This window comes from Gramella sp. MAR_2010_147, assembly GCF_900105135.1.
Classification (GTDB): Bacteria; Bacteroidota; Bacteroidia; order Flavobacteriales; family Flavobacteriaceae; genus Christiangramia.
In genome coordinates, this window is sequence record NZ_LT629741.1 from 2,409,050 (window position 1) to 2,432,804 (window position 23,755).

The following is a 23,755-nucleotide window of genomic DNA, read 5'->3' on the forward strand; positions in this document are numbered from 1 at the left end:
ATGGCTGAAGTAATACTGGGAATTTCAGCCTTTTTTCATGACAGTGCCGCAGCATTGGTTATAGACGGCAAAATTATTGCAGCGGCTCAGGAAGAGCGCTTCAGCAGGATTAAAAACGATGCTTCCTTTCCTGCAAATGCTGTGAAATATGTTCTGCAAGAGGCTGGAGTAGGGCCAGATGAGGTCACTCAGATCGCCTTCTACGAAAAACCTTTACTAAAATTTGAAAGACTTCTGGAAACCTATCATGCTTTTGCTCCAATTGGTTTGAAAAGCTTTATGAAGGCCATGCCGGTTTGGCTGAAAGACAAGCTTTTTTTCAGAAGAATGATTAATTCTGAATTGAAGAAAATTGGTTTTCCCAGGTTAAAATTACTTTTTCCGGAACACCATCTTTCTCATGCAGCAAGTGCATTTTATCCTTCGCCTTTTCAAGAAGCGGCAATTCTAACCATAGATGGAGTAGGTGAGTGGGCTAATTTAACCATTGGTTATGGCTCCGGGAACAAGATCAAGATTATAAAAGAACAGCAGTTTCCACATTCATTGGGCTTATTTTATTCAGCTATAACCTATTATTTAGGTTTTGAGGTAAATAGTGGAGAATATAAGGTGATGGGTCTCGCAGCATATGCTGAACCTGAAGCTGAAGAGACCAAAGCTTTTATGAATAAGATCCTTGATAATATTACTGATATTAGAAAGGATGGGTCTTTTCTTCTGAATATGGAGTATTTTCAGTTTGCGACCCATTTAACGATGACAAATGATCAGAAATGGAAGCGACTTTTTGAATTATCCAGAAGGAAAAAGGGGGATGATCTCAAACAAGTGCATGCGAATTTGGCTTTCGCTGCACAAAAAGTACTTGAAAAAATCGTTTTAAAGCTTGCCCGGGCAGCACTTGATATAACGGGTGCTAAAAATCTGGTGCTTGCTGGTGGTGTTGCGCTTAATAGCGTCGCTAACGGCAAAATCATGGATGTTTCCGGTTTAGATGAAATGTGGATACAGCCTGCTGCTGGAGATTCAGGAGGAGCTCTTGGCGCTGCTTTAGCTACCTGGTATATTTCGTTGAATAAAGAAAGAAGGGCAATTTCTGAGGATGCTATGCAGGGTTCTTATTTGGGTCCTGGATATAGTAACGAACAAATTTTCTCTATGATCAGAAAATATACCGATCTTAATTTCCAATTTTTTGAAGATTCGTGGCTTATAAAAGAAACTGCAAAAGCAATTAAGTCTGGATTGGTAGTTGGGTGGTTTCAGGGAAGAATGGAATTTGGTCCGCGCGCATTAGGAAACAGGAGCATACTCGGAGATGCCAGAAATCCGGAAATGCAAAGAAAGATTAATCTCAAAATTAAATTCAGGGAAAGTTTCAGGCCTTTTGCTCCCAGTGTAATCGAGGAGGATGTTTCAAATTACTTTCGGCTGGACAGGCCTTCTCCATATATGCTTCTGGTAAAAGAAGTGAAAGACATTGAAAAATATGAATCTACAGGAGATTCAAAAAGTTTTATGCAAAGACTGAATGAGAAACGATCTAATATTCCTGCAGTAACTCATGTGGATAATACGGCACGAATTCAGACAGTTTCAAAGAATATGAATACTCGTTTCTGGAATTTATTGAATGAACTAAAAGAGCAAATCGGGCATGGGATTGTGATCAATACTAGTTTTAATATCAAAGATGAACCTATAGTCTGTTCTCCGCAGGATGCCGTAGAATGCTTTTTAAAAACAGAAATGGATATGTTAGTTCTTGGGAATTATGTCGCTTATAAAAAAAATCCGGAGTGATGAAGGCTCTAAATTATTGACAATCCGTAAGATTCAAAATCAACGGAAATTTCTTCGAAAAAAATCGAAAAAATCTTTTGACAGCATTTAAAATTTGATTTATATTTGCAACCGCTTACAAAGCAAAGCATTCCTCCTTAGCTCAGTTGGTTAGAGCATCTGACTGTTAATCAGAGGGTCCTTGGTTCGAGCCCAAGAGGAGGAGCAACAAAAGCCGTTCAATTTGAACGGCTTTTTTGTTTTTACTAATTGCCATCCGATTTAGTTTTAATTCTACTATCCATTTTTAATTTTAATTTAATATACCCTTGACAATTTGGTTAAACTGATGCCCTTTATTTGTTTCAATAAAGAAGCACACTAAAAATCGTTTTAGTTTTTGTCGACTAGATTTATAAAAATGTGTGCAGGGCTACCTTTCTGGTGGCCCTTTTTTATCTACATAAAAAATACTAGAGGCTTAACTGTTTGGAAACATTAAGTTAACATAGGTGTTGTTTCTTTGTCGCCGACAAAAACTTATAAACGATATCTATGAAAAATGCTATTTACGCATTTATCGCGTGCCTGCTTTTTACTCTTAATTTACACTCTCAGGAGATAAGCGATACCAAATTTGGTAAAGGCCTTATCAATTTTACTGCAAAAGATAGTTCTTTCAGCGTAAAATTCGCTCCTAGAATTCAATTTAGGTCTTACACCTCCTGGAATTATGACGGTGAAAGTTATGAGAGTCCGGAACAGTCCTTTCTAATTAGAAGAGCAAGGTTAAAATTTGATGGATGGGCACTTACTCCAAAACTTGAATATAAAATTGAACTTGGGCTTTCTAATAATGATATTGGAGGAGCCAATGTATTTACCAATAATGCGCCTCGCTATATTCTGGATGCTGTATTAAAATGGAATTTTCATGAGAATTTTGAACTTTGGGCAGGTCAGACAAAATTACCCGGAAATGTGGAACGAGTTATTTCTTCTGGTAACCTTCAGCTTATAGATCGTTCTATTTTAAACAGCCGTTTCAATCTTGATCGTGATATAGGACTACAACTTCATCATAAAATCAATTTAGGAGAGAATTTTGTGATCAAGGAGAAATTCGCTTTATCTCAAGGTGAGGGAAGAAATATTAGCACGGGAAATATTGGCGGATTAAAATATACCGGAAGACTTGAGTTTTTACCTCTGGGGGAGTTTACTAAAGGAGGAGATTATTCTCAGGCAGATCTTGTAAATGAGGAATCACCAAAATTAATGATGGGTGTCGTTTACGATTTTAATGACGATGCGGTAAAAACAAGGAGTAGTCAGGGCTCTTATATGATACTTGATGATGGTAGTTTTTACCAAACAGATATTACTACTTTTTTCGCAGATGCTGTATTTAAGTATAAGGGGCTCTCCATAATGACAGAGTATGCCAATAGAACGGCAAAAGATCCTGTAGCTATGCAGACGGGTGAATCAGATCCGGCTGGCTTTGTAGTATTAGAGGGAAATGCCTTTAATTTTCAGGCGGGTTATATGTTGGGGAATAACTATGAGATTGCCGCAAGGTACACTACAAATGATTATGAAGAGATTAGTAGCAGGCCGGATGCAGAAGTATATACCCTTGGAGCCTCAAAATATGTAGTAGGACATAAGCTTAAAATTCAGGCTGATCTTAATTATGCAAAAGAGAACAACCTTAATGATGAAATTGTCTTTAGATTTGGTTTCGATTTTCATTTCTAAAAATTAACAATTAGGTAACAGTAAATCCGTATTTTGATTGGATACTTGCACCGCCTTATAAACTAAATAAAATGGAAAATATTTATTTGTTGATGTTAGTGGCCTTAGTGGTTCTTGCCATCGCCGATTTGGTGGTTGGAGTTAGTAATGATGCTGTTAACTTTTTAAACTCAGCCATTGGTTCTAAAGCGATCTCTTTTAAAACCATAATGATCGTTGCCAGTCTGGGTATCTTTATTGGAGCAGTTTTCTCCAGTGGAATGATGGAGGTTGCCCGAAAAGGGATTTTTATGCCGGGGCAATTCTATTTTGATGAGATCATGTACATTTTTATGGCCGTCATGATCACTGATATTCTTCTCCTGGACTTTTTTAATACACTAGGGATGCCTACTTCTACAACGGTATCTATCGTATTCGAACTATTAGGTGCTGCTGTGGTGATGGCTTTAATAAAAATAAGCGCTTCAGATACAGAAACTCTGGCAAATCTTGCGGGATATATAAATACCGATAAAGCAACCGAAATTATTTCGGGTATATTTCTATCGGTAATCATTGCATTTACAATAGGAGCTCTGGTACAGTGGCTTTCCAGAATGGTATTTTCATTTGAATATGAAAAGAAGATCAAGAATTTTGGAGCATTGTTTGGAGGATTTTGTCTTACCGCCATTGGTTACTTTATCTTCTTTAAAGGTTTAAAAGGAACACCTTATTACGATAATTTTAAAGACGTACTTGCCAGCCAGTGGATGCTTGTTGTTGGAGTGAGTTTTGTATTCTGGACCTTGTTTTCATGGTTGTTCATGAAAATATTTAAAAGAAGTATTCTTATAATCGTTATTGCCATAGGAACCTTTGGTTTGGCACTGGCATTCTCAGGAAATGACCTGGTAAACTTCATTGGGGTGCCAATGGCGGCATATCACTCATATGAGGCATGGGCAGCTTCAGGGCAGGCAGCTTCAACTTTCTCTATGGAAGTTCTTCGGGAAAAAGTACCGGCAGAGCCAATACTCTTGTTTATTTCAGGAGGGATCATGGTACTCACATTATGGTTCTCTAAGAAAGCAAGAAGTGTTGCTGATACTGAAATAGGACTTTCCAGACAGGGGCATGGAACCGAAAAGTTTGATCCTAACATGTTATCCAGAGCAGTAGTTGCCGGAAGTACCAAATTGGCTGAAGGACTAAGACATATTCTTCCAGCGGGAACCAAAAGAAGGATAAGCAAAAGTTTTGAAAAGCCAGATGACATTCTCATTGGTGATAAGGCAGAAGAGCAGCCAGCTTTTGATATGATTAGAGCGGCGATCAACCTTACTGTGGCTGGTGTTCTTATTTCTATTGCAACCTCTTACAAATTACCTTTATCTACAACCTATGTGACTTTTATGGTTGCTATGGGTACTTCTCTTGCCGATAAAGCATGGGGAAGAGAAAGTGCAGTTTACAGGGTAGCCGGGGTGTTGAACGTTATTGGTGGATGGTTTTTTACAGCCTTTAGTGCATTTAGTGCCGCAGGGATCTTAACCTATATCATTTTCCTTGGTAAAGGACCGGCTATTGCGATCTTACTGCTTGTTGCGATTGGCCTTCTTGTGAGAAACTATATTTCTCATAAAAATAAAGCTATTGAAAAGGCTGATAAATCTGGACTCAAAAAATCTGAAAGTAATACCGTTCAGGGAATTATTTCTGAAAGTGCAGATAACATCTCAAATGTGGTTTCAAGATCAAATAAGATCTTCTCAGATGTTTTCACTGGTCTTTCCAAGCAGGATAAGAAAAAGCTGAAAAAGAGTAAAAAAGGAGTTGCAAAGCTGGAAGGAGAAATTGAAGAACTGAGAGATCATATTTTCTTCTTTATTAAAAGTCTTGATGAGACTAGTGTGAGGGGTAGTAGTTTTTATATTACTATTCTTGGATACCTAACAGATATTGCTCAATCTCTTGAATATATTTCAAAGAAGAGTTACAAGCATGTGAATAACAATCATAAGCCGTTAAGATATAATCAAATCACAGATCTAAAAGAAATAGATGATACGTTAAGTGACTTGCTAAGTAAAATAGACAGGATCTTTACAGAGAAGAAGTTTGAAGAGATCAGTGCTATTGTGGCTTCCAAAGATGAAATATTAAACAATATTTCTGAAAAAATAGAAAAACAGGTTGGAAGAACCAGAACAGAAGAATCAAGTCCAAAGAATACTACTTTGTATTTCAATTTGTTACTGGAAACAAAAGATTTGATGAATGCCATTATGAACCTGATGGAAGAATACAATTCTAGTTATAAGAAAGTATAAGGGCATTTTCAGGAGAGTTAAAAGAAAGCCACTTTATTCAAGTGGCTTTCTTTTTTTTAGATATCAGATAATAAAGTCTGAAGATTATAATGAGCTACAAATCCCTTATACCTTCTATTTTTAAGGGACAATTCAGGATCAAATACCTGGTTTTGGCAAACCTTCTTACGGAAAACTTCTTTTTAAAATCCGTTAATCGTTTAAACTTGAACTTTGTAGATGAACTGTTCTAAAATATATTAAAGTTTCGTTAGTATTAGACGTTCATTTCAATAGTCTAATGAATAAATATATTTTCGCGGCGCCCCATAACTCTACTTCGATTCAGCCTACTGTTTCGAAACATTTTATATGATATTTATTAAAGGTGTATTTTCTAAATACGCAATGACCCCAACACACTGTAAGAACTTAATTTCAACATCTAAATTTAAACTGTTTTTTCTGACGATGATCGTTTTCGGTTTTAGTAGTTGTAATCCAATTGCACTGGTAAACCCTGATAGTTACGGAGAAAAATGGGATAACACCTATTTGTGGTTTAAGCCTGGAGATATGAAAACTATCTACATTTCAGATAGTGGAGATCCTGAAACCGCCGAACCCATTCCAAATGATAGTGAATTTTTGATAGAATGGAATAAAAAAGGAGAGGTGTATAAGCTGAAGGTTACTTCCTATTATAAGGACATAGATTTTGCCTGGTTCACAGGGTACGATGCAGATAATCCATCTGAAGAAATTCCGTGGATCCAGAATGGAAATACTATAGAGCTGCAAAGCGCTAAACTATTGCCTTTGGAAAATGGAGCCTACCAGGTATCTATTTCTGATGATCTGGATAATTAAATCTCTTTATCCAGTTTTTGGCAGACTTGATTATTCCGTAAATTATCATTTAAAAAAAAAGTGAAACTTAATTTAGGGAGTATTGAGATTGAAATAGCAAAAGGAGATATCGCGAATCAACCAGAATTAGAAGCTATTGTGAATGCCGCTAATGCCAAGCTCGCTCCCGGGGGAGGAGTTGCGGGAGCAATTCATGCAGCAGCCGGTCCAGTTCTATATAAAGAATGTAGACACCTGGAACCCATAAAACCGGGGGAGGCTGTTCTAACCAGTGCTTATAACTTACCAAATAAATTCGTGATTCATTGTTTAGGTCCTGTTTATGGCCGGGATAAACCCGAAAGTGAACTTCTGGCTAATTGTTACCGCAATAGTATTAGAATAGCGGAAGAAGCCGGAATCACCTCTATCGGTTTTCCGGGAATATCTACAGGAATATTTGGCTATCCTTCAAACTTAGCTGTAGAGGTGGCTTTTAATACAGTTTTAGCAGAATTGCCCCGAATCAAAAATCTCAAAAAGATTAAATTTGTGGTATTCAATACTGAAGATCTTCAGTTATATCATATTAAATTGAAGAAGATTAGTGCTGGCTAACCAAATTTAGATTTCATGAATAATTTCTCTGCGACTTATACAGACCAGTATCAGTTGGCGATGGCTCAGGTATATTTCAAAAAAGGCCATAAAGATCACCATGCAATTTTTGATTATTACTTTAGGAAATTACCTTTTGAAGGCGGGTACGCCATATTTGCCGGTCTGGAAGATTTACTGAAGGTGATCTCAAAGCTTCATTTTAATGATGATGATATTAAATTTTTAAAATCTCAGGGATTTGAAGATGATTTCTTGAAATATCTAAAAGAATTTAGATTTACCGGAAAGATCTATGCGGCCCGTGAAGGAGATATTGTTTTTCCAGCCCGGCCAATTTTACAGGTTGAAGCAACCATTATCGAAGCCCAGATCATTGAAACCATTCTTCTAAACCTTCTTAATTTTCAGACCCTCGTAGCTACTAAAGCCAGCAGGATTAGATTGGTGTCGGGAGATGCAAGGCTATTGGATTTTGGTCTTCGTAGAGCCCAGGCAACAGGAGGTTATTACGCAACCCGTGCAGCAATGATTGGTGGTTTTAATGGAACCAGTAATGTAGTAGCGGCTAAGAATTTTGATATTCCCGTTTCCGGAACTATGGCTCACTCATTTGTGCAAAGTTATGATGACGAACTGGAGGCCTTTAGAGATTTTGCAGAGGGCAGACCGGTAGATTGTGTACTTTTAGTGGATACGTATAATACTCTAAAAAGCGGACTTCCAAATGCCATTCAAGTAGCAAACGAAATGGAATCTCGAGGAGAGCAGCTGCTGGCCATACGCCTGGATAGTGGCGACCTTTCTTATTTTGCAAAAGAAAGCCGGAAATTACTTGATGATGCTGGTCTAAACTATGTAAAGATCGCCGCTTCCAATCAACTCGATGAATACGTGATAAAAAGTTTGTTGGAACAACAGGCACCCATAGATATTTTTGGTGTGGGAACTAACCTGGTTACCGGTGATCCGGATGGTGCTTTAGATGGCGTTTATAAATTAGCCTCTTCCAATGGTAAACCGAGAATAAAGATTTCTGAAAGTATTTTCAAAGTAACGCTCCCGCATAAAAAGCAGGTTTTCAGGATGAAAGATGATCATGGAAAATGCATTGGGGCAGATGCAATTGGTCTCTATCATGAAAATAGGATAGGAGAAATGTTTCATCCTTTTGAGCCCTACAAATCTATGAATTTGGAAAAATATCATCAGGAGGCAATTCTTCATAAAGTAATGGAGAACGGGGAGGTGGTTGTTGATAAGAGAAGCCTGAAAGAAATTTCAGAATATAGTCTCACCCGACTTTCAGAATTTCCTATAGAATATAAACGTTTTAATAATCCGCATATCTATAAAATCGGGATGAGCGAGTTGCTGCGTGAAGAACGGGAGAAACTGATCAAAGCTAATAAGCAAAAATTAAAATGAGAACTCTTGTAATTATAGACGTACAGAATGATTTTATGCCGGGTGGAGCTTTAGCGGTTCCTGATGGAGATAAAATAGTGCCTGTTATAAATGAATTGCAGGAAAAGTTTGATCTGGTGATTGCAACTCAGGACTGGCACCCTAGAAAACATGCAAGTTTCGCCTCTTCACACAAGGGATCACGTGAATTTGAGGTTATAGATCTGGATGGTATTAATCAGGTTCTATGGCCAGATCATTGCGTTCAGAATTCTAATGGAGCCAGCTTTCATCCTAAGCTAAATACTTCAAATATCGAAGCGATTTTTAGAAAGGGAACCGATATTAAGATTGATAGTTACAGTGGCTTCTATGATAATGCGAAACAAAAATCCACGGGACTTGCGGGGTATTTGAGAGAAAAAGGAGCTACAAAGCTTTATTTTGTTGGTCTTGCTGCAGAATATTGCGTGAAATTTTCAATACTGGATGCTATCGATGAAGGTTTTGATTCAATTTTATTAGAAGATGTTACAAGGGCTTTAAGTGAAGATGCTTTTCAAAAAGCGAAGCAGGATATAAGAGATAAAGGAGGAAATATGATGTCTTATAAAGAATTAAATTTTTAGAAATCCAGATAATAGATATAGCCAATGTTAAACCACAATACAAAATCATTAAATTTATTCTGAGGTCCCTGAACATCAAGACCTTCCAGCTTATCGGTGTCATAATAGGTTGCTCTTGCCTCTATTTGTAAATCATTATATCTACCAACGCGGTAACGTAGCCCCGCACTACCAAGAATAGCAAAAGTACTGCCTTCTTCCAGAAACAGACCATCTTCAAAAGTCCTGAATAATACTTTTGGACTATCTAAAGGTCCCAATTCAGAATAAGCCTCTGGAGAGAAGTGTACGTAATGAACTCCAAGACTAATATAGGGAGCGAATAAAACAGCAAAATCACGAGCATCTTTTATACCAAAAAAGTGGTATTCCAGGGCGGTTCCGGCTTCTATTAGCCGGGTTTTACCATGCATGGCCCGCAATTGGCGTCCGCCTTCATCATTTTTCTGTGCCACAGGACCGTAATGATCGAGCTTTGATTGTAAGTAATCTATCTCATTTCGAATTCTAAAATGTCTTGTGAACCACAATTTAGTGGGGCGGCAACTACACTCGGGTTTAAATGCAAAATTCATATAATGCACTAGTCCTACTCCAAAGCCCCCATTATCTATGTTGTTTCGCAGGTTGTAACGTTCGCCATAGTCGGTAAAAAAACCGGCCGGGCCGGTAATAACTCCTAATTCGTTTGAGATACTTAATTGACCAAAGGCCTTCCCCGACCAAAGCGAGAGAACCAAACTTAATATAAAGATTGCCCTGGTGTAAATCATGTTTATTGGCTTGCAGTATTGGCAAATATAGCAAAACTACAATAACGAATATTTATTTAATCTTAGTATTACTGCGGCTTGTAAAGTTAAAAGTTAATTTTATATGAAATCTTAGAATGAAACTTTTAATCATTAAAGAATATTTATATTTGCCACATTATTTAGACATAAAATTTATAATTTAATAATAGCGCCCGTCATTATGGAAAAAAACATCAAAAATTTCCTGGAAAAGGTGTCAACCAGAAACCAGAATGAACCAGAGTTTATGCAAGCGGTTCATGAAGTGGCAGAAACGGTCATTCCTTTTATAGAAAAAAATAAAAAATACCAGAATAAAATGCTTCTTGAGCGAATGGTAGAGCCTGAGAGAGTGGTGATGTTTCGAGTGCCATGGTTAGATGATAATGGTGATATACAAGTGAATCGTGGTTTTCGTATTCAGATGAATTCAGCAATTGGACCTTATAAAGGTGGTTTGCGTTTTCACCCTTCTGTAAATCTTAGTATTCTTAAATTCCTCGCTTTCGAGCAGGTTTTCAAAAATAGCCTTACAACATTGCCAATGGGCGGTGGTAAAGGAGGTTCAGACTTTGATCCTAAAGGAAAATCAGATAATGAGGTAATGAAATTCTGCCAGAGTTTTATGACAGAGCTTCAAAGACATATTGGGGCAGATTGCGATGTGCCTGCAGGTGATATAGGTGTTGGTGGTCGTGAGATCGGGTTTTTATTTGGTCAGTATAAAAGGATCCAGAATGAGTTTACCGGTATTTTAACCGGAAAAGGTCGTTCTTACGGAGGTTCCTTGATTAGACCTGAAGCTACTGGTTACGGGAATGTTTATTTCGCCCAGAATATGCTAAAAACCAAAGGAGAAAAGCTGGTTGGTAAAACGATAGTGATCTCAGGAGCTGGTAACGTTGCTCAGTATGCTGCGGAAAAAGCTACTCAGTTAGGAGCGAAAGTAGTGACCATGTCAGATTCCGGAGGATTTATATATGATAAAGATGGAATTGATGCGGAAAAACTTCAGTTCATTATGGAGTTGAAGAACGAGAAAAGAGGAAGAATCAGCGAATATGTTGATGAATATTCTTCAGCTGAATATCACGAAGGTAAAACTCCGTGGGGTGTCAAATGTGATATAGCGCTTCCTTGTGCAACTCAAAATGAATTGGAAGGAGAAGATGCGAAAATATTGGTGAAGAATGGTTGTATATGTGTAGGTGAAGGAGCTAATATGCCGTGTACACCAGAAGCTATTGAGGTTTTCCATAAAGAGAAAATTCTTTTCTCTCCAGGAAAAGCTTCTAATGCGGGAGGTGTTGCTACATCTGGATTGGAAATGTCTCAAAATTCCATGAGATATAGCTGGACTTCAGAAGAAGTTGATAAAAAATTGCATGAGATCATGAATGATATTCATGAGGCTTGTGTAGAATATGGAACAACAGAAGATGGTTTTATAGATTACGTTAAAGGTGCAAATATTGCTGGTTTCGTAAAAGTGGCCGATGCTATGCTTGCGCAAGGCGTGGTTTAAAAATAAGGTCTATTTAAATATATCGAGCCGCTTGAAAAAGCGGCTTTTTTTATAAATTCACGGCAAATATTCCCAAATGCTCGTTCATACAAAAGCCATAGTGATTAGTGCTCTTAAATACGGGGAAGCCGATCTTATTGTCAAAGCTTATACACTATCTAATGGCCTTTGCACCTATATGTTAAAGGGTGTTTTAAAATCTAAGAAAGGAAAGTTTAAAGCTTCTATGTTTCAAAGCTTAACCCAGCTTGATATTATATCTAACCACCGCGGGGGAGGTAAAATGGAATACTTAAAAGAAGCTAAGGTAATTGGCAATTATCAAAGTTTGCACACTCATCCGGTCAAACTAGCCATGGTAATGTTTCTGGCAGAAATGCTTCGTAATGCTATTCGGGAAGAAGAGAGTAATAAACCATTGTTTCATTATCTGGAATATAGTTTTCAGGTGCTTGACTCTTCAGAGAAATTTGCCAATTTTCACTTGCTATTCCTTTTGAATCTAACAAGATATTTAGGCTTTCAACCAGATATGGGAATTCAGGATTTACCAGTCTTTAATATGCTGGATGGTATTTTTCAGGATTTTTCTTCAAACGATTACTGTATAGAAGGTAAAAATGTAGATTTGCTGAAAAGCCTTTTAGGTACTGATTTTGATGCTTTACAATACATAAAGATGAATCAAACCTCCAGGAATGATTTTTCAAATATGCTTTTGCTGTATTATGAGCTGCATATTGAAGGCTTTCGTAAGCCAAAATCACTTAGTGTATTAAATGAAATTTTCGGTTAAATGCGATTAGGATTCTTAGCTCTTTTTTTATTTTTTTCTTCAATCACCTCTGGTCAGGAGGTCACAATTTTAGATAATGATTCTGGCGAGCCCATTGCGAATGTGGCAATATATAATAAGGATAAGTCTATTTCCACAATCACGAACAATTCTGGAATTGCAGATATTTCTCCTTTTACCGATACTGAAGTAATTATCTTCAAGGTAGTCTCACATATAGAGGCTTATCGTAGAAAAAGGGAAATATTAAGCAATAATAACATCGTGCTTCTCCATTCACTGGAAAATCAATTGGAGCAGGTAACCCTTTCTGTAGCTCGTTTCAAACTGAAAAAAGATGAAATTCCCCAGAAAATAGTCTCCATTTCACCTTCCGAAATTCAAATGGCAAGTCCGCAAACCTCGGCAGATCTCCTGGAAAGCACGGGGCAGGTTTATATGCAAAAAAGTCAATTGGGTGGAGGAAGTCCCATGATTCGTGGTTTTGCAACCAACCGACTTTTATTAACGGTTGATGGGGTGCGTATGAATTCGGCTATTTTCAGGAGCGGAAATCTTCAAAATGTAATTTCTGTAGATCCTATGATGGTGGAAAGTGCTGAGGTTATTTTGGGCCCTGGATCAGTGGTCTATGGGAGCGATGCTATTGGCGGAGTGATCAACTTTTATACCCTTAAACCAAAATTTAGCTTTACCGAAGGCACCTCTTTTTCGGGGAATATTTATACCCGTTTTTCAACTGCTAATAATGAAAATACGGTGCATGCAGATGTGAATATTGGTAGGGAAAACTGGGCTTTTAGAACCGGTGTTACATATTCAGACTTTGGAGATCTTAGAATGGGTGAGCATGGCCCTGATGATTATTTGAGACAGGATTATGTGGAAAGACAGAACGGGACTGATGTAATGGTTTTAAATCCCGATCCGTTAGTGCAAAGGCCAACAGGTTATGATCAAATTAACCTGCTCCAGAAGATAAAATATATGCCCTCGAAAGACTGGGATTTCAATCTCGGCCTGGTGTATTCTGGTACTTCAGATTTCCCACGTTTTGATCGTCTTTACAGAAAAAGAGATGGAGTATTGCGTTCGGCAGAGTGGTACTATGGTCCGCAAACATGGTTTTTGGGGAATCTGAATATTAATCATAGAAGTAACTCAAACCTGTATGATAAGATGCAGTTCACGGGTGCTTATCAGTTCTTTGCTGAAAGCAGGAATGACAGGAATTTTGGTGATCCTGTACTTTTTACGACTGAAGAAAACGTGAACGCCTATTCGGCAAATCTTGATTTTGAAAAAGACTTTTCTGAAAGCAAATTGTTTTATGGATTTGAATATGTGCTTAATAACATCAGTTCTCAAGGAAGTTTTAGAAATATTGAAAATGCTGAAACCGGAGAAACCGCAAGTAGATATCCCGATGGTTCGAAATGGCAATCTATGGCTGTGTATTCCAGTTATCAGTGGAAATTGAACGAAGATCTTTCATTACAATCAGGAGTGAGATATAATCATATTCTGGTAGATGCTGATTTTGATGATCGTTTTTACGATTTTCCTTTTGAGAAGGCAGATATTAGTACCGGAGCGATAACAGGGAGTCTGGGATTGAACTGGCGACAAAATAGTTTTGTGGGATGGAGATTAGGCCTTTCAACTGCTTTCAGAGCTCCAAATATTGATGATGTCGGGAAGATCTTCGATTCTGAACCAGGATCTGTAGTAGTTCCAAATCCTGGATTAAAACCAGAATACGCCTACAATGCAGAACTTGGAGCCGATTTTAAATTCTCTAATAATATTCGGTTAGGGCTTACGGGTTATTATACATATCTGGATGATGCGATGGTGCGCCGCGATTTTGATCTGGATGGGGTGACAGAGATAGATTACCAGGGAGAACCTAGCAGGGTGCAGGCGATCCAGAATACTGCAAATGCCTATGTTTACGGAGTAGAGGCCGGCCTGGAGATAGATTTTTCAGTGGCATTGAGGTTAAAATCTCAATTTAGTTATACCCATGGTGAAGAAAATGAAGGTGGGGAGTATGTCCCTTTAAGACATGCAGCACCAATGTTTGGAAACACCCATCTTATCTGGAATAAAAGAAGGTTTAAATTCGATCTTTTCGCTGAATATAACGGGCAGTTCGATTTTGAAGATCTTGCTCCTGGAGAACAGGACAAACCATATCTATATGCCTTGGATAATAATGGCAATCCCTATTCACCGGCCTGGTATACATTGAATCTTACCGGGCAGTATGAGATGAATGCTAACTGGCTGGCAACCGTTTCAGTAGAGAATATTACAGATCAGCGCTATCGAACCTATTCATCGGGTATCGCTGCTGCAGGCAGGAATTTGATCATTGCACTTTCGTACACCTTTTAAAAATGCTCTATAAAAAACTGTATAGGCTGAAGCAGCCTTATTTTCTCTGCTATTCTTTTTGGAGTTTGCTGTTTATAACGAGGAATCTCTTTTCCCTAAAAGCGATTAGTTTTCAGCTTTTTAAGTTTTGAGCAAAGAATAAATACACATGCATTTTACCTTAGAATAATATCTTCTTTTGTCAAAAATCCTTATTTTCGCACATCATTTGAAAAAAGGAGAAAATGAGCAGAAAGTTCCCGGAATATAAAGGTCTTGACATGCCCAAGGTGGCAGAGGAAATCCTAAACTATTGGGAAGAAAATGATATTTTCGAAAAAAGCGTGTCTACCCGTGAAGGTAAGGATCCATTCATATTTTTTGAAGGCCCGCCTTCAGCTAATGGATTGCCGGGAATTCATCACGTCATGGCACGATCTATAAAAGATATTTTTTGCCGCTATAAAACACAAAAAGGTTACCAGGTAAAACGAAAAGCAGGTTGGGATACTCACGGTCTTCCAATAGAACTTGGCGTGGAGAAAGAGCTTGGAATTACCAAAGAAGATATTGGTACTAAAATTAGTGTAGAAAAGTATAACGAGGCCTGTAAGAATGCTGTAATGCGTTATACCGATGTTTGGAACGATCTTACCAAAAAGATGGGTTACTGGGTAGATATGGAAGATCCGTACATCACCTATAAATCCAAATATATGGAAACGGTCTGGTGGTTGCTATCTGAGATCTATAAAAAAGATCTTATTTATAAAGGCTATACCATTCAGCCGTATTCACCAAAAGCAGGTACTGGTTTAAGTTCTCATGAACTTAACCAACCGGGAACGTATCAGGATGTGACCGATACTACGGTTACTGCTATGTTTAAAGCTAAGGATGAAAGCCTCCCGGCTGGGCTTAAAAATGAGGCCGGTCATTTATTCTTTATTGCGTGGACAACCACACCCTGGACGTTGCCCTCTAATACCGCTCTAACGGTTGGTCCTAAGATCGAGTATGTTACAGTAAAGACCTATAACCAGTATACTTTTGAACCGATAACAATCGTTGTCGCGAAAAATCTTGCTGAAAAACAATTTGATAAGAAGTTCAGAAAAGCGGAGTCTGAAGAGGATTTGAACTCTTATGCAAAAGAAGATAAAAAAATTCCATATTTAATAGGGGAGAGCTTTTCAGGAAAAGATCTTGTAGGGATAAAGTATGAGCAATTGCTACCATATGCCCTGCCAAATGATAATCCAGAAAATGCGTTCAGAATAATTTCTGGAGATTTCGTAACCACAGAAGATGGTACCGGGATCGTTCATACTTCACCAACATTTGGTGCAGATGATGCGCTGGTTGCTAAGCAGGCAACTCCGGAAGTGCCACCCTTATTGGTAAAAGATCAAAACGGAAATCTGGTTCCGTTAGTAGATCTCCAGGGAAAATTCAGGCCTGAAATGGGTGAATTTGCCGGGAAGTATGTGAAGAATGAGTACTATGATGATGGCCAGGCTCCCGAGAAATCTGTAGATGTCGAGTTAGCGATCAAGCTAAAAGAAGAAAACAGGGCGTTTAAGGTTGAAAAATATGTTCACAGTTATCCTAATTGCTGGAGAACAGATAAGCCTATCTTATATTATCCGTTAGATTCCTGGTTTATCAAAGTGACTGAATTCAAAGACAGAATGCACGAGCTTAACCAGACGATCAACTGGAAGCCTAAATCTACAGGTGAAGGAAGATTTGGAAACTGGCTTGCAAATGCGAATGACTGGAACCTAAGTCGTAGTAGATATTGGGGAATTCCACTTCCTATTTGGAGAACTGAAGACGGTACCGAGGTTAAAGTGATGGGCTCTGTAGCTGAGCTGAAGAAAGAAATGGCAAAAGCGGTAGAAGCTGGTGTTCTGGAAAAGGATATTTTTGAAGGTTTTGAGCCTGGAAATATGAGTGAAGAGAACTACGATAAAGTAGATCTTCACAAGAATGTTGTAGATACGATCACTCTTGTTTCAGAATCTGGAAAACCTATGAAACGCGAGGCCGATCTTATAGATGTTTGGTTCGATTCTGGTTCTATGCCTTACTCACAATGGCATTATCCTTTCGAAAACAAAGAAAAAGTAGAAGATAAGTGGCGGAAGGCAGACTTTATAGCAGAAGGAGTAGACCAGACACGAGGTTGGTTCTATACCCTGCATGCCATCGCGACCATGATCTTTGATGATGTTGCGTATAAAAATGTGGTTTCTAACGGTCTTGTATTAGATAAAAACGGCCAGAAGATGTCCAAGCGTCTTGGGAATGCCGCCGATCCTTTTGAAACTATTTCTATTTATGGCCCAGATGCCACACGTTGGTATATGATTGCGAATGCAAATCCATGGGATAATCTAAAATTTGATATAGAAGGGATCGGGGAAGTTCAGCGTAAATTCTTCGGAACTTTATACAATACGTATTCATTCTTTACGCTTTATGCGAATATCGATGAATTCAGTTACACCGAGGCAGATATTGCTTTGGAGAAAAGGCCTGAAATAGACCGCTGGATACTTTCAGAATTACATACACTTATTGAAAAAGTAGATAAATTCTATGCCGATTATGAGCCTACAAAAGCTACCAGGGCAATTTCAGAATTTGTTCAGGAGAACCTGAGTAACTGGTTTGTAAGATTAAGCAGAAGAAGATTCTGGAAAGGCGATTATGAGCAGGATAAAATTTCAGCATATCAAACGCTTTATACCTGTCTTGAAACAATAGCAAAACTGGGAGCACCGGTAGCACCATTTTTTATGGACAGACTTTTTAAAGATCTGAATGCGGCCACAGGAAAAGATAAGTCTGAATCTGTCCATATTGCTGATTTTCCGGTTTATGAACCAGCATTTGTTGATAAATCTTTAGAGAGAAAGATGGGAAAAGCTCAAACCATCTCTTCTTTAGTGCTTTCATTGAGAAAGAAGGAAATGATAAAAGTGCGTCAACCTTTACAAAGGGTAATGATTCCGGTACTTGACGAAGCTCAGAAACAGGAAATCCAGGCGGTGGAAGATCTAATTAAATCTGAAGTTAACGTGAAGAATATCGAGTTAATTGACGACGCTTCAGGTCTTCTGGTAAAACAAATAAAACCAAATTTCAGGATTCTTGGTCCAAGATTTGGTAAGGATATAAAATTGATTGTCAATAAGATAAATAACTTTGGTGCTGAAGATATTGCGGAAATCGAGCGTGAAGGCGAGATTGAAGTAGCGATTAACGAAAATTTAATTAAATTGTCTCTTGAAGAGGTAGAGATCTCTTCTCAGGATATTGAAGGATGGTTAGTTGCCAGTAGTGGTAACTTAACGGTAGCCCTGGACGTTAGTATCAGTCCGGAGTTAAAGAAGGAAGGTGTTGCCAGGGAACTGGTAAACAGGATCCAGAATCTCCGAAAGGATTCGGGCTACGAAGTGACTGATACGATTGATGTAACCCTACAAAAGGACGGTATTATCGAGGATGCCGTCAACGATAATATAACGTATATTAAGAACGAAACATTAACTGCAACACTCGAATTTGCAGAGGTGGTAGATGAAGGTGCTGAGGTTGAATTTGACGATATTGCCACCAGATTGTTTATTAAAAAACATTAAAGCCATGTCTACAGAAGTAAAAGAACGTTACAGCGACGCTGATTTGGCAGAGTTCAAAGCTCTGATCAAAAGTAAGATTGAAAAAGCTCAGGAACAGCTTGAGAATTATCAAAATGCTTACAAGAATGATGGTAATAACGGTACCGACGATACTTCTCCAACCTTCAAAGCTTTTGAAGAGGGAAGTGAAACGATGAGTAAAGAAGCAAATTCTCAATTGGCTATTCGTCAGGAAAAGTTCATTAGAGACCTTAAAAATGCTTTGATGAGGATTGAGAATAAGACCTATGGGGTTTGCAGAGTAACCGGAAAGTTGATCGCTAAGGAAAGATTGCTTTTAGTGCCGCATGCAACACTAAGCATCGAAGCTAAGAATATGCAGCGTTAAAAAACAGAATTTATATATTTAAACGTCCAAACCTAAAACCGGTTCTGGACGTTTTTTGTTTCAGGATTAAAATGAAGATGAAATTTTTAATATTCGTGGCTGTCTTTTTATTTTCTGTAAACTCTTTTTCGCAAAAGGAAACGCAGGAAATAATCGATGCACATCATATTAAAAGTATCCAGATAAATACCGATGAGGTTTTCCTTGTAAGAATTATTTCGGTAAAATCCTCTAAGATCAGGATAAAAACCTATTCAGAAGGAGAATATTTCAGGCAAATAGTGCTGGAGTCTTCTATAAACGGAGATGAACTTCTAATCGATACAAATTATCCGAAGCAACTTGCCGGTGGCTATGATAAACTTAGCGCTCATAAAGTATTTTCTCTAGAAGTTCACCTGGAAATTCCAGAAGGCTTAGAAATAAATATAAGATCTAATATAGCTTCTTTAGAGGCTAAAGGTGAGTTTAAATCGGTGAATGCCGATCTTAAACAGGGGTATTGTAAACTAACAGAATTTTCTGGAGCCGCGACTATTAATACATATTCGGGTAATATTTTGATAGAAACTACCTCGGGCCTTATCGATGCAAGTTCAAGAAATGGAGAGGTTGAAACTCCAGATTTTATGCCCGGTAGAAATCCACTAAGACTTACTAGTATAGACGGTGATATTAAGGTGCGTAAAAACTAAATAATATTAGTATTTTTGAGCCGTTTTCAATTAAAATACATTCATGTCCCTTAAAAAAGCCGGATTTCTTATTGTACTGATTCTCTTAATAGATCAGGTTTCCAAGATTTATATCAAAACTAATTTTGCCATAGGTGAAGAAATTGAGGTTTTTGACTGGTTTAGAATTCTTTTTGTGGAAAATGAAGGGATGGCCTGGGGGACTAAGATCCCTGGGGAGTACGGGAAGCTTGCTTTAACTCTATTTCGTATTGTTGCCATTGTTGGAATTGGCTACTGGTTATGGGATTCTGTTCGTAAAAACGGATCAAAGATCTTAATTACCTCTATTGCTCTTATTTTTGCGGGTGCTTTTGGGAATATCATCGACTCTGTCTTCTATGGGATCATCTTTGATGATAGTTACGGGCATGTAGCGAGCTTTTTACCAGAAGCCGGGGGGTATAGCTCCCTTTTTCACGGGAAGGTGGTAGATATGCTGTATTTCCCTCTGTGGAAAGGCTATTTGCCTGAGTGGGTTCCATTCTGGGGTGGACAATACTTTACCTTTTTTGAGCCGGTATTCAATATTGCAGATTCAGCAATAAGCATTGGAGTAGCGATGCTTTTAGTGTTTAATAAGAGAGCTTTTCCTAAAAGCGATCAGGACGAGTAGGACGAGTAGGACGAGTAGTAAAACCTTTTTAAGTTTTTAAGCGGCAGTTTTAGCGAATATTTTTTCGAATTTTTTCAATTCAATGGGTTTAATTAGATAATCGGTGACAAGATTGAAAGACTTCGCTCTTTCCAAATCTCGGGGATCTATAGAAGAACTAACCACGTATAAGGTGATTTTCTTATTTAAGCTGTTCTTTATTTTAATAAATTCATTTAAGAATTCCCAGCCATCCATTACCGGCATATTCAGATCAAGGAAAATAATATCTGGCAGCTTGTCTTCGTCGGTAGCGGTTTCCATGATATTCTTGAAATAATCCAAAGCTTCCTTACCATTTTTGTAAATAAGTAAGTTTTCTGAAAGCTTTTTGATCTCGATAATCTTCTTAACTAAATTCACGTATATCTTATCATCATCAATGATACACGCTAGTTCTACTTTTTGCCCCATAGTAAATAGATCTAGAATTTTATTTTAAATGTTGTCCCTATATTTAAAGTGCTACTTACAGATATGTTTCCTCCAAGTGCATCTACCTGATTTTTTGTAATGAACAAGCCAATTCCTTTTGCCTCTGAATTACTCTGGTGAAATGTTTTGTACATACCAAACATCTTATCACCATACTCGTCGAGGTCAATTCCCATTCCGTTGTCACTAACTTCCAGAAACTCCTGGTCGTTCTCGATATAGGTTTGAATAAAAATGACTGGTTTACGCCCCGGTTGTCTATACCGGATAGCATTTGTGATTAAATTTAGTAAAATACTTTCAAGATACTCAGGTATATAGCGAATTTCTTTTAAATCCTGAAATTCAGCGACGATTTTTGCATTTTCTCGATTAATAAGGGAAGAAATAGATGCTAAAACGATCTCCAGAGCCTCTTCGAACTTAATTTTCACTCTTTCTTTTCGCAGGGAAGTCTGGATGCTAACGATATCATTTAACCTTGAAATGGCTGAGTCCAGGTTGCCGGCCACATCTTCCACATTAGCCAGAAGATCCAGTTTGTCCCTATCGGTCTTAGACTCTCTTAACAGCTCAACGATGAGGCTTAAATTGCTACTATGAGATCTTAAATGGTGGGATACTATATGGGCAAAATTGAAAAGTCTTGAATTTTGTGTGGCAATGATATCCAGTGAATTCTGTAAATTTAATTCATTGTTTTTGTTTTCATCAATATTCTGAAGCACGCCACGAATGCCAATCACTACCTGCTCATCATTATAAACAGGTTTTCCAGTTAATCTCACCCAGAATTCGCGATTCCGAAAAGAGATCATTTTAAGTTCCAGTTTGAACGGAATACCAAAATTCTCGCATTTATCAAACGCATTACGCATCCTGTTATGATGCTCTGCGGCATAGAAGTTCATGCGGTCTTCATAAGCAGGTTGAAAATCGCGGGGACAGTCAATAATTTTCTTAGAAACATCATCCCAGTAAATGTTCTTATTCAGGGTGTCCACATACCAGCCACCCGTAGAGGTCATTTCAGCAGTCTCACGGTAGTAAAAGAAATTTTCTTCTATTGTGTATTGATCTCTTTTGCTTTGATGAATATTTACAAAAAGCAGTACAGAAGATTCTTTAAACTCTTTGTTAACTCTACTATTTTGGTTTTTACATTGAAACCACCGGTATTTGCCATTTTCCAGTTTCAGTTTTATTTCAAAGCTAAAAGGCTCATCTTCTTTAATGAGTTTTTCAAAATGAATTCTGAAATCGTAACGGTAATCGGGATGCAGTATATGGTTAATGAAGAACTCAAATCTATCTTCTTCAATCTCTGGCTTTCCTACCAGGATGTTGAAATGATCAGACCAGGATATCTCTTTAGAAAACAGGTTTATTTTCCAATAGGCAATATCAAAATCTTCCAGTATACTGTTTAACTGTAGATCGGTTAACATTTAATAGATTTGTTCAGGTTAAAAATAACGTATAAACTGTTTGATTACAAAAATTATTTAGCCTTGAAGTTATAAATACTATCTGGTGTCACACAGTAGTTTAGCGGGATGTCGCTGGTAAATACATCTTCTATATCTTTTACGGGTTCAAAAAAAGAGAGTCCAATCTTCATAATATCTGGTTTGCATTGGGCTAAAAACCGATCATAAAATCCCTTTCCATAGCCAACCCTGTGTCCTTTTTCGTCAAATGCGAGTAATGGAATAAAGATAATATCAAGCTTTTTGGGGTCAATTTCAATACCATCTTGCGGCTCTGGAATATTCCACTTATTTTTTTTTATAAGTGTTTGATCTGTTAAAAGGAAATTTATCATTTCCCCTTTCTCAAAATCAGTTTTTGGAATAATCACTTCCTTGTCTTTCCCGTTTAGTATATGCAATAAATATTCAGTATTCACTTCTTTCTGCTCTGCGATGCTTAAAAAGATGTGATAATATCTATAGTTCCAGATAGGTAGTTCAAGTGATCTATTTGCAATTTCCAGGCTTAATTTTTCAATTTCTTCAACTTCTAATTTAAACCGAAGATCTTTATACTTTTTTCTGAGGTCACTCTTGTGCATGCTCCTCTGTTTTTGGTTGCATAGAAATATGAAAAATGGCATCACCCTGGTAGACGATGGGCGATTCATTTACATTAATAACATAACCTTCGCTGGACGACCTAATTTTATGTCTGAATTTTCCATAAGGGTCTGTTATTGTAGCAATATATTCGCCTTTTTCAACATGTTTCCCGCAGGGTATTTTTACATGTAAAAGTCCGCTGTATTTAGCCCGTAACCACGAACTGCTACCAATAAGCACTGTTTCCTTTTTAACATCAGGATACTCGAATTTTGAATTGAGCATATCCAGATGACTTAAAATTCTCATAGCCCCTTCAACGCCATATCTTGCGATATCCTTGTTGCTGTCCTGAGATTTTCCACCCTCAAAAAGCAATACTGGAATTCCTAATTTTGAACAGGTTTCCCTGTAAGATTTTGTAATTGTTTTGGAGTGTATAGTAAATGGAGCATTGAAGATGCGAGCATATTTAATACTCTGTTCATCCCCTTTTTTTACTCTTATTTGTGGAGCATTGAATCTTGAAGCTCCACCTGTATGAAAATCTAAACAAAAGTCGGCGATGGGCAGTATTTTCTTTACGAACTGATAGGCAAATCTGCTAGCCAGGGATCCGTTCTTTGTTCCCGGGAAAACCCTGTTTAGGTCTCTGCCATCTGGAAACTCCCTGGCCATATTCAAAAAGCCAAAAATATTCACAATAGGGATGCAGATAATAGTCCCAATGCTTGGTTTGTTCACTCCTTTGGAGATAAGCTGCCTAACGATCTCTACTCCGTTAATTTCATCACCATGGATACCTGCTGTTAGAAGAACCACAGGTCCTGGTTTTTTAGAACGTTCAATAATTACCGGGACTTCCACAGAAGTGGTAGTATAGAGCTTGGCCATATTGAAATTAATTGTCGCACCCTTACCAGGAAGTACTTTCTCACCTAAAATTTCAAGAATATTGTTCTTGTCTATACGGGGCAT

Annotated in this window: 19 protein-coding genes and 1 tRNA gene; 15 read left to right on the forward strand and 5 right to left on the reverse strand. The window is 37.8% G+C overall.

Features of this window, described 5'->3' with window-relative positions; all coding sequences use genetic code 11:
• From BLT95_RS10965 to pncA, 8 genes are all read left to right on the forward strand, one after another.
• The gene (locus tag BLT95_RS10965) at positions 1–1,806 is read left to right on the forward strand and encodes a carbamoyltransferase (RefSeq protein WP_089666184.1); all 1,806 of its coding nucleotides are present in this window, start codon (positions 1–3) and stop codon (positions 1,804–1,806) included.
• A gap of 131 nt (positions 1,807–1,937) precedes the next feature.
• Positions 1,938–2,011: transfer RNA gene (locus BLT95_RS10970), tRNA-Asn, on the forward strand.
• A 329-nt stretch (positions 2,012–2,340) separates the two neighbouring features.
• Positions 2,341–3,546 (forward strand): porin, encoded by a 1,206-nt coding sequence (locus BLT95_RS10975; protein ID WP_089666186.1) that lies wholly within the window; start codon positions 2,341–2,343, stop codon positions 3,544–3,546.
• Positions 3,547–3,617: 71 nt separating this feature from the next.
• Positions 3,618–5,861, forward strand: a complete 2,244-nt coding sequence (locus BLT95_RS10980) for an inorganic phosphate transporter (RefSeq protein WP_089666189.1) — start codon at positions 3,618–3,620, stop codon at positions 5,859–5,861.
• A gap of 351 nt (positions 5,862–6,212) precedes the next feature.
• Positions 6,213–6,710 carry a hypothetical protein gene (locus tag BLT95_RS10985; RefSeq protein ID WP_157718050.1) on the forward strand — a complete coding sequence of 166 codons (498 nt, stop codon included), beginning with the start codon at positions 6,213–6,215 and terminating at the stop codon, positions 6,708–6,710.
• Between the two features lie 60 nt (positions 6,711–6,770).
• Positions 6,771–7,307, forward strand: a complete 537-nt coding sequence (locus BLT95_RS10990) for a macro domain-containing protein (protein ID WP_089666192.1) — start codon at positions 6,771–6,773, stop codon at positions 7,305–7,307.
• A 15-nt stretch (positions 7,308–7,322) separates the two neighbouring features.
• Positions 7,323–8,735: a nicotinate phosphoribosyltransferase gene (locus BLT95_RS10995; RefSeq protein WP_089666194.1), complete on the forward strand. Its 1,413-nt coding sequence runs from the start codon at positions 7,323–7,325 to the stop codon at positions 8,733–8,735.
• Entirely contained in the window at positions 8,732–9,343 is a 612-nt protein-coding gene (gene pncA / locus BLT95_RS11000) for a bifunctional nicotinamidase/pyrazinamidase (protein ID WP_089666196.1), read from the forward strand. Before BLT95_RS10995 ends, pncA begins: the two co-directional genes overlap by 4 nt.
• Here pncA and BLT95_RS11005 read toward each other — a convergent pair.
• Positions 9,340–10,116 carry a glutamate dehydrogenase gene (locus BLT95_RS11005; RefSeq protein WP_089666198.1) on the reverse strand — a complete coding sequence of 259 codons (777 nt, stop codon included), beginning with the start codon at positions 10,114–10,116 and terminating at the stop codon, positions 9,340–9,342. The two genes, pncA and BLT95_RS11005, sit on opposite strands and share 4 nt — an antisense overlap.
• Before the next feature lie 202 nt (positions 10,117–10,318).
• Here BLT95_RS11005 and gdhA point away from each other — a divergent pair, with 202 nt between their 5' ends.
• The 7 genes from gdhA (at position 10,319) to BLT95_RS11040 (ending at position 20,225) form a co-directional block, all read left to right on the forward strand.
• On the forward strand, positions 10,319–11,662 hold the full coding sequence (gdhA, locus tag BLT95_RS11010; protein WP_089666200.1) for an NADP-specific glutamate dehydrogenase: 1,344 nt from the start codon (positions 10,319–10,321) through the stop codon (positions 11,660–11,662).
• A gap of 76 nt (positions 11,663–11,738) precedes the next feature.
• A complete protein-coding gene (gene recO / locus BLT95_RS11015) occupies positions 11,739–12,458 on the forward strand; it encodes a DNA repair protein RecO (protein ID WP_089666203.1) in 720 nt (239 codons plus the stop codon).
• The gene (locus BLT95_RS11020; RefSeq protein WP_089666204.1) at positions 12,459–14,858 is read left to right on the forward strand and encodes a TonB-dependent receptor; all 2,400 of its coding nucleotides are present in this window, start codon (positions 12,459–12,461) and stop codon (positions 14,856–14,858) included.
• A 224-nt stretch (positions 14,859–15,082) separates the two neighbouring features.
• Positions 15,083–18,487 (forward strand): isoleucine--tRNA ligase, encoded by a 3,405-nt coding sequence (gene ileS / locus BLT95_RS11025; protein ID WP_089666206.1) that lies wholly within the window; start codon positions 15,083–15,085, stop codon positions 18,485–18,487.
• 4 nt (positions 18,488–18,491) lie between these two features.
• Complete coding sequence (locus BLT95_RS11030) at positions 18,492–18,875, forward strand: TraR/DksA C4-type zinc finger protein (protein WP_089666902.1); 384 nt, start codon at positions 18,492–18,494, stop codon at positions 18,873–18,875.
• A 77-nt stretch (positions 18,876–18,952) separates the two neighbouring features.
• On the forward strand, positions 18,953–19,570 hold the full coding sequence (locus BLT95_RS11035) for a hypothetical protein (RefSeq protein WP_089666208.1): 618 nt from the start codon (positions 18,953–18,955) through the stop codon (positions 19,568–19,570).
• Between the two features lie 43 nt (positions 19,571–19,613).
• Entirely contained in the window at positions 19,614–20,225 is a 612-nt protein-coding gene (locus BLT95_RS11040; RefSeq protein WP_089666209.1) for a lipoprotein signal peptidase, read from the forward strand.
• Positions 20,226–20,261: 36 nt separating this feature from the next.
• Here the strand turns inward: BLT95_RS11040 and BLT95_RS11045 are convergent, their stop codons facing one another.
• From BLT95_RS11045 to BLT95_RS11060, 4 genes are read right to left on the reverse strand one after another with little or no spacing between them, the layout of a single operon-like run.
• Entirely contained in the window at positions 20,262–20,678 is a 417-nt protein-coding gene (locus BLT95_RS11045) for a response regulator (protein WP_089666211.1), read from the reverse strand.
• An 11-nt stretch (positions 20,679–20,689) separates the two neighbouring features.
• Positions 20,690–22,147, reverse strand: coding sequence for a PAS domain-containing protein (locus tag BLT95_RS11050; RefSeq protein ID WP_089666213.1), 1,458 nt, complete (start codon positions 22,145–22,147; stop codon positions 20,690–20,692).
• Positions 22,148–22,200: 53 nt separating this feature from the next.
• Positions 22,201–22,773: a 5-formyltetrahydrofolate cyclo-ligase gene (locus tag BLT95_RS11055; RefSeq protein ID WP_089666216.1), complete on the reverse strand. Its 573-nt coding sequence runs from the start codon at positions 22,771–22,773 to the stop codon at positions 22,201–22,203.
• Complete coding sequence (locus tag BLT95_RS11060; protein ID WP_089666218.1) at positions 22,760–23,755, reverse strand: succinylglutamate desuccinylase/aspartoacylase family protein; 996 nt, start codon at positions 23,753–23,755, stop codon at positions 22,760–22,762. The genes BLT95_RS11055 and BLT95_RS11060 overlap by 14 nt, the downstream gene beginning before the upstream one ends.